The 12,050-nt window shown below is 57.7% G+C and carries 9 protein-coding genes; 6 read left to right on the forward strand and 3 right to left on the reverse strand.

Features of this window, described 5'->3' with window-relative positions; translation table 11 throughout:
- Window positions 1-98 precede the first annotated feature (98 nt).
- Window positions 99-4,493, forward strand: a complete 4,395-nt coding sequence (locus ABD050_RS20520; protein WP_343891367.1) for an SIR2 family protein — start codon at window positions 99-101, stop codon at window positions 4,491-4,493.
- 34 nt (window positions 4,494-4,527) lie between these two features.
- On the opposite strand, the gene ABD050_RS20525 is transcribed toward ABD050_RS20520, so the two are convergent.
- The 3 genes from ABD050_RS20525 to ABD050_RS20535 form a co-directional block, all read right to left on the reverse strand.
- Window positions 4,528-6,141, reverse strand: coding sequence for a peroxidase family protein (locus ABD050_RS20525; protein ID WP_343891368.1), 1,614 nt, complete (start codon window positions 6,139-6,141; stop codon window positions 4,528-4,530).
- 543 nt (window positions 6,142-6,684) lie between these two features.
- Window positions 6,685-6,828, reverse strand: coding sequence for a DUF3761 domain-containing protein (locus ABD050_RS20530; RefSeq protein ID WP_343891369.1), 144 nt, complete (start codon window positions 6,826-6,828; stop codon window positions 6,685-6,687).
- A 33-nt stretch (window positions 6,829-6,861) separates the two neighbouring features.
- Window positions 6,862-7,089 (reverse strand): hypothetical protein, encoded by a 228-nt coding sequence (locus tag ABD050_RS20535; protein ID WP_343891370.1) that lies wholly within the window; start codon window positions 7,087-7,089, stop codon window positions 6,862-6,864.
- Between the two features lie 159 nt (window positions 7,090-7,248).
- Between ABD050_RS20535 and ABD050_RS20540 the strand changes: the two genes are divergently transcribed.
- From ABD050_RS20540 to ABD050_RS20560, 5 genes are all read left to right on the forward strand, one after another.
- Window positions 7,249-8,157: a S1/P1 nuclease gene (locus ABD050_RS20540; protein WP_343891371.1), complete on the forward strand. Its 909-nt coding sequence runs from the start codon at window positions 7,249-7,251 to the stop codon at window positions 8,155-8,157.
- A 303-nt stretch (window positions 8,158-8,460) separates the two neighbouring features.
- On the forward strand, window positions 8,461-9,027 hold the full coding sequence (locus ABD050_RS20545) for a M15 family metallopeptidase (RefSeq protein WP_343891372.1): 567 nt from the start codon (window positions 8,461-8,463) through the stop codon (window positions 9,025-9,027).
- Window positions 9,028-9,154: 127 nt separating this feature from the next.
- Window positions 9,155-10,237, forward strand: coding sequence for a hypothetical protein (locus tag ABD050_RS20550; RefSeq protein WP_343891373.1), 1,083 nt, complete (start codon window positions 9,155-9,157; stop codon window positions 10,235-10,237).
- Between the two features lie 131 nt (window positions 10,238-10,368).
- Entirely contained in the window at window positions 10,369-11,097 is a 729-nt protein-coding gene (locus ABD050_RS20555; protein WP_343891374.1) for a hypothetical protein, read from the forward strand.
- Window positions 11,098-11,211: 114 nt separating this feature from the next.
- Window positions 11,212-12,012, forward strand: coding sequence for a hypothetical protein (locus ABD050_RS20560; RefSeq protein WP_343891375.1), 801 nt, complete (start codon window positions 11,212-11,214; stop codon window positions 12,010-12,012).
- Window positions 12,013-12,050: the final 38 nt, after the last annotated feature.

Genomic DNA, 12,050 nt, shown 5'->3' on the forward strand with positions numbered 1-12,050 from the left:
TCGAGCGGATTAAAGGACGCAGAACTGATCCGCGCGGGACTAAAATGAAGGCTTGTCTATGAGCATAGTCTCGATAAGCTACCATTGGGGGGATCGGCATGGTTAGCAATTATCTTAAGCGAAACTATTTCGACGACAATAAGCTCGCGCAGCGTGCTCGGCTGGAATTCTATCGAGCGCTAGAAACCGGCCGCATGATTGCTTTCACAGGGTCGATGGCGACGCAGGCGTTTGGGTATGGAAGCTGGCGTCAGATTTTCGTTACCTTTTCTTCGCTCGCCCTGCGGCTCGTCAATTCCATCCGGGCCAAGGACCGACATCCGGAGGATTTTAAGGCCTCAATTGCCGTAATTGAGGGGCTCGTCGAACAGGGTTTGAGCGGCGCTATGAGAGAAAGCGTCTGCATGAGCCTGATAGAAGCAGCGCTCGACAAATTCTTCTATGATACGCCCGTGCCGCTCGCATGGCTCGATGAGCAGGGACTTCGCTCCCAGCCAGACTGGCCGCTCGACCAGGCCACTACGGCTTCTGAGCTGCTGAGGGCCGCGTTCGCGTGCTGTTTTCGCGCGCCCAATCGGGACTGGTCGATCGACCGGGTCATGCTCGCGGGCACATCGTTTCGCAGCTACGATACAATGACCGCGCTTTGGTCCGAACTCGGCATCAGGCGCTTTGCCACGACCAATTACGATTTCGAGGCCGAACAATCTTCGATGTTAAATGACACGATAAATTATCGCGAAGAAGGAGCCAGGGTCGCGGCAACGCCGTTTGATCAGCTGGTTACTATGCGCCGACGCTCGGAGGCAGGCAGTTTTTCATGGGATCTGGGAAGCGGCCGTATCCGCCGCGTCTATCCGGATGGCTGGGCACTCGAAAGCGATCTACTCAATCGCGAGCGCATTGACCGCATGATCGAATTCGGGGTGGGGACGGACGATGTCGACAGCCATGTGATGCATCTGCACGGCCGTGCGTGCAATTGGCGAACGATGATCGTCAGTAACCGCGATTATGACAATCTATATCGTCGCAACGACCTTAATCGTGCCCCCTTCGAATTCGCCCGACGCCTTCTCATGAGCGCCAATCCGATCCTGTTCGTCGGATTGGGTATGACGGAAAAAGAACTCAACAGCGATCTCGAGGAGTTTATCAGCAACGATCCCTATCAGCGCGCAGCGCCGGCCTTTCTGCTGTGGTGCTCGGGGCCCGACTCGCTGACCGAAATTCAACGTGAAGCCAAGCGGCGCGACTATCTGGCGCGCTTGGGTGTGCTGACCATCTTCGACGACGATTTGTTGATACGGGACGAGAAGCGACAGGCCAAAAGAAAAGCGCTTCAGGTCCAAAAAAAGGCGGCTGAAACGGAACTCGGCAAGCTGACGGCCACAGACCTTGCCGCGATCGTGACAAGGAATGAACCGGAGAAGCTGGCCCGGCTGACCCGCCAGATCGACGAAGCGAGCGTGTACGACCTGGAGGACCTGCAAGAAGCTGTCGAAGCGTTGTCCGAGCGACGCGCGCGAGGGCCGAACGGAGAGGTCGAGGAGGGTCGCGAAGATGTCGCAAAAGATCCGAGCTTTCGCGAACGGTACGACGGAAATCGCTGGCGTTCGATGAAGGGGCGCGTCGAGCATCGCCCCGACGGCAAACCCGGGCCCGCAATTCTGTGGACGGTGACGCATGAATACACGCCGAAACTAAGCCGGCTCGCTGCACCGATCTATCGTAGCCTGGCGCACGCGATGCAGAACCATGCTGTGATCTGCGTTATCGGTCCGCAGGGCTGCGGACGCGGCCACCTGGCCCGGCAGCTTACTGAGTTTGCCGGACTAGCTCCGGCAGCGAGCTCATTCCTGCCGCCGCCGGAGCGGTGCATGGTGATAAACGCGGGATTCTGCTTCGATACTGACAGCATGCTCGATGCGATCGCGTGGTTTCTCCAGCGAGCACTCGACATTCCGCGTGCTAAGCAATGGAAGAGCGGTCCAAGTGAACACGCACAGTTCAGCAGAGAACGCTTCTTCGAACAGTTGGATCTGGGAATGCAATCGCCGGCGTCGGGACCACCCTCAGCATTGATCGTCGTGAACGGTCTCGAGCGATTCTTTGGGATTGACGGCCGACCACTCAGCGCCGAGCTCGATCAATTGATCCAACTGTGTGCATCGGCAGACCACCGGGGCGGACGGCCACGCGTCCGCTGGCTCCTTTTGGCAACCGAACGCGCGCGGCCCCACATCCAAAAACTCGAAATTCCAATTGCCGACTTTCAGAAGATTTGCGGAAACGAGTATCTGAATACGAAGATGTCCGTTCCAAGCTGGTACCTCAACACGATCTGGAAGGAGGCTGAAAGGCGCGGCGTCAAGATCGACGGGCCACTTCGCCGCGCAATCTGGACATATCGAGCTGAGGCGGCCGGCCGCATCAGCGGCGATTTGGTAGAGATCAGGAAGAAGCTTTTCGGCAACATCTTTGATGAACGAAAACTCGCTAGAATCCTCTTCGACGAAGAGGATGGGGACGAGGCAGGATCCACCGAGAAACTGGCGCCGGCACCCGTCGTCAGCCTCGCCCGCAAGCTCCTGCGGGCACTCGCCTTTGTTGGCGCGCCCACCGAGCTCTCGGTCTTGCACCGATTTCCAGGCCTCGACAGCTCCACCGCGTATGGCGAGCGACCCAACACATCAGACGACGAAAGTCAGGCGCCAAAGCGGTCTCGGTTTGAGAACATTGAGCTCAGCGACATCGAGCGCGTCGCCAAGCGCTTGGAGAAGTGCCATCTGGTCTTGAAGGCCGACGGCTATCGGCCGCCAGACCCCGCCCCTGGCGATCCGCCCTTTAGATATGTCCTGCATCGAACGCTGCTGACCGAGTTGCGGTACCGCTTTGGCATACCGCTCAACGAGGCAAAGCTCTCAACGGCATTCAACATGTCTCTGTACGTCGCGCAGCCGATCGATGGCGATATACCTGATCTCGATGTTCATGACGAACTGGGCGACGCGATAGACAAGCTGATCGGCTCCTACACCGTTCCGCAGCAGACAACTCATTGGGACATTAAATTCGACGTCGAAAAGAAGACGGACTTGTTTGAAAACATTGTTGGCCGCGTAGGCGAAGCATGTGGGGACAGCCAATCCCGGAGGAGTTCTACTTGGAAACAGGATAACGGCTGGTATTTCAAGATCCTCCGGCTGTGCTCCCAGGAGCACGTACAATGCCTGCGGGCGGCACTCGCTCTGATTCGGTGCTACTATTCTACGACGAGTTTGCTGACGCTGAACAGTGGCGATCGCCACCTGCGCGAGGGCCGCGACGGCATTCTCAGCGAGCACGCGGAACGGCTCGACGATCTAATCGATGGCTTCGGAAAACTTTCGATTGCACGGGAATGCATGCGCGAGGAATTCGACCGTCACTTGCCTGCGGATCAGGCGGCCACCGAGTTTACAAGGCTGTTCGGTAACAGCGAGCCATTCTATGCCGACGAACTCGTCTGGCTGCACAACGAGCGCGGCGTCGTGCGGCTGGCGATGGGACATCTGTACGAGGCAAAGAAGTCGTTCGACCGGGCTCTCGGTATTAACCGGAAATGGGTGGAAGGCGATGACCGGGCGCACAACTGGCGCGTGATCCGATTGAACCAGATCACCTTGGAAGTTGAGCGCGGTGAGATCGGAACGGCCGAAAAGAAGTGCCAAGAGATGCGGCAAATATGCCCTCGCACGCCCGTGGGTGGCAAGGAACCTTCGAGGGAGCGGCGGCTATGCCGTGCGATCGCGACCGGGAATCTCGCATGGTGCGTTCACCTGCGCGGGCAGCTCGGACAGGCGCGTGACCTTTACAGGGAGGCTATGGAGGAGCTTGGGCAATTGAACGAAGTGCGCGCGCTTGCCTATTTCGGTCGCCTTCAGAGCAATGTACTGCGAAGACTGGTCAGCCCAGAGGAGGGTGACCGACGGCTAGCAGAGGCGCATGAGCTCGCGCAGTCGGCAAGGCAGATGGACATCGTACACCGTGCGGAAATCACGATGGCGGTACACCTCCTCGCCTCCGACCGCGGCCAAGGCTCGCCGGCGGATCGGCGGACTGCCAACAGTCTTCTTGAAGACGCGATGACCTACGCCTTGCAGACCGACGTTCACCGGGTCAGGTGCGAGGCGTCAACGATGATCGCCCGGTCGCGCTTACAAACCCATGATTACGAGGGAGCGTTGCGCTACGCGATGGATGCGATGATGATTGCTACCCGCTACGGCCATGAGCTGAGGAAGATCTCGCTTCGGGCCCTGATCGCAGAGGTACTCGTCGCGCGCGGCCATCCGATCACTGCCGAGCATTTGGCAAGGACGTGCATCAAGATGGCAACTCGCCAGCAATATTATTCTGCCATCGCCGCTGCCGAGAAGGTTCTCCTCGAGATACCCCCAACTTCCGATGCCTTGCGACGTTCTGACGGATCAGGCCGCCGAAGCTACTAAATGCAGGTGCCCCAAAACCTTGTTCTGCGCGCGGTCAGACAGAATGCCAGTCGGGGCGCGTCATGCCAACGAACCTGTCCGCCACGCCGCTGGCGTTGCGGACAAGGATATCGCGGAGCTTATTGGTCGCGGCGATTTCGGCGATCCCCATATCGGTGAACGTGAGCTTCCGGTTATCCGCGTCACCCCAGACATGTTCGCTTAGTAGCGGGTTGGTAAGGGCCTGCGAAAAAGCGTCCATAGCAACCATCGATAAAATGAGCTCCGGCAGCGGACCGTTCTTTTCGCGCGGCTCCGCGAAAAGGCCGACATAATATTCGACGTTCTCAACGGTGCCGTAGAGCCGTTTCAATTCAGCTGCGAGCGCCATTCTGCGGGCATTTTCAACAGGGTCGCTCGCGTTACCAACGATGTCCGCAAAGCTCTTGGCGGGATCGAGCGACATAGCCCGGCGATAATCGTTATATGTCGCAAGGTTGTTGAGGCGCGCTTGGGAAAGGGCCCTCAGCTCGAAGCCAAACACAAAATTTGCGGTGTTCCCGAGCCCAAGCTCGGTTGCATGGTTGGCTGAGGTGGTAACGAACGCCTCCGCGAGACCGGACGCCTCAAGCCGGCTGTTGTCTAGCAAGAGAGTCGATCCATCGACCGACTGGCCAGACCAGGAAAATGTCTGGGGAATCAGGGAATGCCAGCGATAGAGCAGGCTGAACTCAGCCGTCATCCAGTTCGGCTTGTTCCACTTGGCATGCCAGGCCACCGAAGGATCAGACCGGAATTTAAACACCGATGTGTTGATGTGATTGATATACTCTTCGACCACTATTTTGATGAACATCACGATCAGGATGTTGCGAGCTGTCTGAAAAACGCGTTCGTCATCCCACCCCGAATTGGCTGCCTCGAGTTTGGCTGCCAGCCGATTGTGTTCGCGCAGGAACAATACGTTGACCATAGCGACCTGCGGGGTCGCATTAGCCCGATCGCCACCGACTGCGAATATCGTTGCCTTTTTACCCACGTGATCAATACCTAGCGGCAAGTCCAATATGCTATTACCGGCCGCATCGCAGAACTGGGGATCGATCGAGTCATCAGCGAGGAACAGCTTGAGGGGAAATTCCTCATTCCCGATTTTCTCAGACTTGAGCCTACCCTTACTTCCGGAAATCTTTGGGTCAGCGCGGAGTACACCTGTTTGCTGTTCGGTGCGGCCGTAAAGCGCGCTCATATCAATTTCGTGATTCGAGGTTGTGCGGTGACGATCCTCCTGCGCTGGGTCGTTGGAGAGCCTTGTGCGGATGAAGCCATCGGTTAGATACTGGGCAAAGGCCGGGAAGAGACAGGTCGATTTCGGGCAAACACGCTGTGCGCCCGGCACAGCCGCAAACAGTTTTCCAACTTCATCTATCGGCGGTTGCCGGGTGCCAAGCGCTTCAACGGCGGGATAGGGCTTCGCGGGCAGCAGGCGGGAGTTGTAGGTTCTATCTGTGAGGCCGGTCCAACATATATAATCGTAGCGCGTGGTCCACGGGTGCGGTCGAGTCTGGCCGCTATTGACTAGCCTGTTGATCAGAAAATCATTGATATCGTGATGGCCGACAATTGCCGTAAGTGCCTCAATCGCTATATTCTCTAGGAATCCTCCCACGCGCCTTCTCCCCGTGCGGTATACAAAGACTAGATCGATTCTAAGATCACGAGCAGATTATATGCCCACTTTTCGGGGCGAGGCGATAAATCATCACCAATTCGGACCTTTGTCGATGATGACTACCGAAATTGAAGTATAGCTCGAGTTGTATCTCGCTACCTACCGCGAATAAATCGTCTGAAAAAATCCATAGGCGGGCCGACACTCTGGCGAGCTACATCCATCGGACCTGATTCGGTAAGAACATTTGGGAAGCATATGGGCTAGACCGCCGCACTCACACCGTAGCCAAGCGAGCAACAGGACCGCTACAAGATCGCCCGGAGCATTTAATATCTAGTTTGATTCCCCGTGGGCGCGTCCAACGGCTTTCATGTCAAGCGGGTCGGCGGTTGGCTGCCAAGCCCTGGCCGCCGAGCGACAGGAGCCGGCGTCGATTCAAGAGCATGGTTCGGCGTAGCCGCTCGCCCCTATCAAAACGTTGCCTCCGATCCGTCCGCGGCGAAAGAAGTGTCCATCCGCCGCGGATATCTCAGCCAATCAATACCATTGGGCGACACCTCCATGGCGCGAACATGTCCCGGAACGGTGCGCGGAGGTGCTGTAGGTGCCGTCTTTGCACTTCGCGGTAGCGCCATTCGGACCACCGGCATGGGTGTTCTGGTCCCAGGCAGCAACCGTCATGGGTGCGTCAGGCGCCTAGAGGTCAGCCATGGCTCACGGGCACTTCACGAACTTGCCCTTGTTCGGACCGGCCTTCCAATGGCACTTGCCGTTCTTGTCCTTGGTAACGTCCGCAGCCGTTGGCCCTACCACCACCTTGACGGTGGGCGGGCACTTTATGAATTTCTTGGTCTTCGGGTCCTTGCACTGGTTGGGATTGGCGGCGCCGACTGGTGCCGCGATCAGGGAGACGGCAGCGCACGCGAGGGACAAGCGAAGCATGGTGATTCCTCATCTGTTGAGGCGCGCATAATGGACCGCGGCGCGGGGGAATCAAGCGGCTCTCGTGGTTTACGCCCACCTGTCCAATACCGACGTTCGTGGCTGGCCCGCCGCCGATAGCCGCTTGCCACAATCTCGCCGAGCAGGAATGGTCTCCCCATGAAAACTTCATTCACGTGCCTCGTCGTTGCGACTATCGTTACTGTCGTACCCGCTCCCGTTTTTGCCTGGGGAAGCGAAGGCCATATCCTCGTAGCGGCGATCGCCCGATCGCGACTCACTCCTGAAACCGTGGCCAAGATCGACGCGATCCTTGCGCAGGATCACGACACGCTCACACCGCCCGACATGCTGTCGCGCTCGACCTGGGCCGACGCGTGGCGCGGTGCCGGCCATCGCGAGACAGCCGAATGGCACTTCGTAGACGTCGAGCTCGGTCATCCAGATTTCGACGCCGCCTGCTATGGGCATCCCGCTCCAGCCACTCCTCCAAGCACAGGCCCGGCGCAGGACTGCATTGTCGACAAGGTGGCGCAGTTTGCGCAGGAGCTTGGTGCGCGCGACACTCCGCCTGCAGAGCGGATATTGGCGCTCAAATATGTCCTCCACTTTGTGGGCGATCTCCATCAGCCGCTGCATGTTGCCGACAACCACGATCGCGGTGGCAACTGCGTTCACATCGCACTTGGCGGGCAGAGAACCGTGAACCTCCATTCGTACTGGGACACAGTCGTTGTGAGCGAACTGGGGAGCGACGCCAGAGATATCCTCGGCAAGCTCGAAAGCGGGATCACGTCGGACCAGGCTGCTGCGTGGTCCGCAGGCGACTTCGGCTCCTGGGCGAAGGAGACGAACGGTGTAGCTGTCTCCGTCGCTTATTCGTTCAAGACGCCACCCCGCTGCGAAATTGACATGGTGCCGCTCGATCTTCCCGCCGGCTACGATGGCCGGGCTCAGGCAGCCGCCTCCCTGCAACTGAGGCGCGCTGGTGTCCGACTAGCGGTCGTGCTTGAGAAGGCGCTGGGGCCGCTCGCTATAGAAGCTGTTGGACCGAAGGCTGGTCAATGACCGGTACGCGGTGTGGTTTCCATCGCGCGCGAAATGATCCCGCCAAACGCATAGTCTCCTAACAGCTGTGATATGACGCGCTCGGCGCTCGGGAGTTTTCGGTAACGGTCGATCAATCGACCCCTATCGTTTTTGGTCCGCATCTAAGTCAGCCTTTGATCCAAAATGGCTCATTCTGCCGAATAACTACTCTTAACGGTATGCTAAGCTTGGACTTTCGTATCTGTGACGATGGTCGGTTGATTGCGTAGCTAGAAAAAGCGCGAATTTCCATCTTCCCAGGAACTGTTTGAGGAGTTCGCAATGCCGAAGCTGTCGGACCTGGTCCCGCTGAACTCGATACTTCCCTTCAACATCGGCCTTAGCAGTGCAAGCGAAGAGACGATGATCTCCTGCCTCGGAAGGCCCGAGCCGCCGCTGACCATAGAGGACCAACCCGATCACGCTAGCGCCGCCGTAAAGGCGCTGCTGGTCGATGAGCATATTGCCCAGGTGCACGCCCACGGCATTCGCCCGGCAGTGAATAGCCTTCGAACTGCGCTTACCAATGCTTTCAAGGATTTCCCCGAACTGGCAACCGCGTTACGCGCGGATGGAATGCTGGTGGTTCGACTGAGACGTCCGACGAGCGGAATTCCGTCCCACAAGATCAGCAACCACTCCTGGGGCACCGCCATCGATTTCATGCTCGCTGGACAAAACGCGCCGGGCGCGACCGGCGATAGACTCCCGTATTTCGTCGCGCTACTTATCCCTTATTTCAATCATGAGGGCTGGTATTCAGGCGTGGGCTTTCATGACGATATGCATTTTGAAGTAGCCGATACCACTATTCAGAAATGGGCTGCGGACGGATTGCTGAAGCCCTAAAATTCACCAAACCGCACAGCATCCTAGCGATTGGGTATCTATTTGAAGCGCGTGACATAATAGCTCAAGATCGCATAAAATGCTGAGTAACGATAGCGCTTAAGCGCTTATGGCGAGGAGATGAACATTGTTCGGGTTGAAAACGCTGGACGTTGGCATTGGTATGGCCCTCATGTTCCTTTTTGTAAGCCTGATTTGTTCTGCCGTACGAGAATTCGGCGAGCTGGCGACTAAGACTAGAGCGTCAACACTAAAGGCGGGCATTGTGGAAATGCTCGGCTCAAGCCGCGTTGAGGCATTCTTCGAACAACCGCACATATCCGCGCTCTACAAAGGGAATTACCAAGGCGCGCTGGTCAGCTCCATTTTATCCTGGATCCCTTTTCTGGGTCGGACTAAATTGCCATCGTATATCCCGTCGGGAAACTTCGCTAAAGCTGCGCTACAGCTAATTCGCAGCGAAACCACATTGGCATCGACGGCCGCTCTGGCGGTGAGCGACGTGCGCGCTTGGACGGGCCCAGTTCCAGGAGACCAAAAACCAGAAGACGATCTAAGAAAGGCGGTGAGAAGCATTCTGGATTCCACCGGCGATGATCTGAACGCTCTGCAGACCGGCCTCGAGCAATGGTTCAACAGCACGATGGACCGCGTCTCCGGGTGGTACAAGTCGCGCACCCAGATATGGCTGCTAGTCATCGGTTTCGTCGCCGCGGCGCTGATGAACATTGACGCGATCACGGTGATGCAGCGCCTCTCGACCGACGATAAGCTTCGGGATCAGGTGGTCGCGCAGGCCGGAAGCACGATAGCGGAGTGCACCAAAGATCCTGCTCAGTGTGGCGCGCCGCCGAAGCAGGGTGGCACGCCGGATACTCTCAACACCAAGCTCGATAATATCAAAGCCGCGACAGCCCAGATGACCCAGGTAAGCTGGCCAATCGGCTGGTCAGGAGGATATCCGGATCCGCAATTTAAGTTACTGTCCTCGGGGCCTTCCGACAAGAACGATGCGGCCGCTGCCTACGCCGCGATGACCGGATGGGATCAATTGCTGTGGTGGCTCGGAATTATCGGTGGCTGGCTGATCACCGCTATCGGGGTGACCTTTGGATCGTCCTTCTGGTTCGACGTATTGAATCGCTTCATGGTCGTGCGTTCCACGATCAAGCCGGATGAGAAGAGCCCAAAGGAGAAAAGCAAGTCCTGACCGGCGACGCCGGGGCAGCCTGGGTGAGAGATCAGAATCGGCCTCGGCAACGGTGAACCGGTTGATTCCTCGCGAGCCACCGGCGCCCCGATCTCGTCCGTGGACCATAATATGCCTGGGAGGCCGCCGTCATGAAGCTCGATTTCAAGCCATCGGAACTATTTCGAGGCACGCAAATACTGAGGCAGGCGAACAACCTCGCTTACGCCTTCGAGACCAGTCATGCGGCGGCTGACGCTGATGGTGCGCCCAACGCATATCATCCCGCGGACAAGGGGAAAAATTGTCGGCGCGATGCGCATATCGGTCTCGATTGTCTCGGCAACGCTGGCTATCCAGACTTGAGTTGGTGGTCGGATGTCCTAGTACCCGACCCGAACGATCCCCAGCATGCGTTCGTTCAGCCGACCGGACCCACCAAGGGATTTTTCGTAGCACAGACCGCGCTGCGAAATCCGAACGGTGACAAGTACGACCCTGCGACATATGTCGATGCGACTCGGTTCGCCTTTATTGTGAATCCAACCGGCTTTGAAAAACTTCCTCACGTCGGCCGCGTTGGGGACGTCGGATTCGCTACCCACCTGGCGAGTGGGCGATCATCTGCATTCATCATAGGAGACGCAGGTGGCGGCAGTGACGCGCAACTCGGTGAGAGTTCGATCGCGCTATTTGAGGCGCTTGGATTTCCCGGCGCAAATCCCCGCACGGGCGCCAACCTTCCGCGAGACACGATCCAATACATTGTTTTCCCGAACAGCCGCCGGCCTGGCAGCGCGATCTGGCCAAGGGCGGCAGGGGATATCCGGCAGCAGGCGGAAAATTTGATTGGGACGACGCCCGGCATACACGCCGCCTGACCGTGCGGGACCTGACAAGAACCAATGGTCGATCTTTGCGGTCGCGTCGCGACAGGTTTATCTGCCATCCGTGGAGGCTATACAACACGCTGTTGCCCTGGTGAGGAGCTTGCCATGTGCGAATTGATGTTCGCGACAAAGGATATCGCCACGCTTTGCGTGAGCGGCGCAGCGCTGATCACCTCGGTTTCCGTGGCATTCTACAACGCTCGGGTACAACGAGTGAAGCGTTTGGATGATGCACGTAGGTCGTTCGAGGACGCTATTTTGGGCATCTCGAAGGCCAAGCAGGACTTCGAAACGCTCCGAATTAGCGTCGGAGATGAGTTTGACGCACCGAAGTATTCTCCACACCGTACCACAATCGTAGACACACGAAATTTCTATCTCTCTAAGGCGCTTGCGGCATTCAGGGCAGGTAGTTTCGTGACAAGCTCGGCGGACAATATGCTCATAGCCTCTGCTTTGATCGAAAGCGGTCGAGTGGCTGCCTCAATCCCATTTTACGATCGCTCGGTTGAATTCGCGGCGGATCGGTTCGAGCTTGCCATGGCGAAGCGCGTCCTCGGTCGCGCTCGCATTCTGTCCAACGATTTCGAACGGGGCCGGTCGGAGATGCTCGGCGCGGCCAAGATGTTTGGAGCTTTGATCGATGATCCAGGATTTGACGGATTTCGCATGCGCCGTGAGGAGGCGGAGACCTATCGGCGTCTGATAGCGGCTCAGCGCGAAAGAAATTCTCTCGATTTTCTCCTTACAGACGTTGACGCACTGACCGCGCTATTGCCTGCGCTGGATAAACCACGTGCACTTCAGTTGCGCAGCTTTATCGCGGACGCACGGTCAGCGCTCGGCCGCAAATCTAAAGATTTTGGAGGCGGCGGCGGATCTTTTGCCGACTACGCCCCCGCATAGTTCGGTTTCCAGACCGGGCTGCTGTATGATCGAGTCCG

The organism is Sphingomonas oligophenolica (assembly GCF_039522915.1).
Lineage (GTDB): Bacteria > Pseudomonadota > Alphaproteobacteria > Sphingomonadales > Sphingomonadaceae > Sphingomonas > Sphingomonas oligophenolica.

Coding starts and splice junctions, on each gene's coding strand:
- ABD050_RS20535 (WP_343891370.1), bottom strand. CDS start 7,089: ATGCTTCGCTTGTCCCTCGCGTGCGCTGCCGTCTCCCTGATCGCGGCA.
- ABD050_RS20555 (WP_343891374.1), top strand. CDS start 10,369: ATGAAGCTCGATTTCAAGCCATCGGAACTATTTCGAGGCACGCAAATA.
- ABD050_RS20520 (WP_343891367.1), top strand. CDS start 99: ATGGTTAGCAATTATCTTAAGCGAAACTATTTCGACGACAATAAGCTC.
- ABD050_RS20530 (WP_343891369.1), bottom strand. CDS start 6,828: ATGACGGTTGCTGCCTGGGACCAGAACACCCATGCCGGTGGTCCGAAT.
- ABD050_RS20560 (WP_343891375.1), top strand. CDS start 11,212: ATGTGCGAATTGATGTTCGCGACAAAGGATATCGCCACGCTTTGCGTG.
- ABD050_RS20540 (WP_343891371.1), top strand. CDS start 7,249: ATGAAAACTTCATTCACGTGCCTCGTCGTTGCGACTATCGTTACTGTC.
- ABD050_RS20545 (WP_343891372.1), top strand. CDS start 8,461: ATGCCGAAGCTGTCGGACCTGGTCCCGCTGAACTCGATACTTCCCTTC.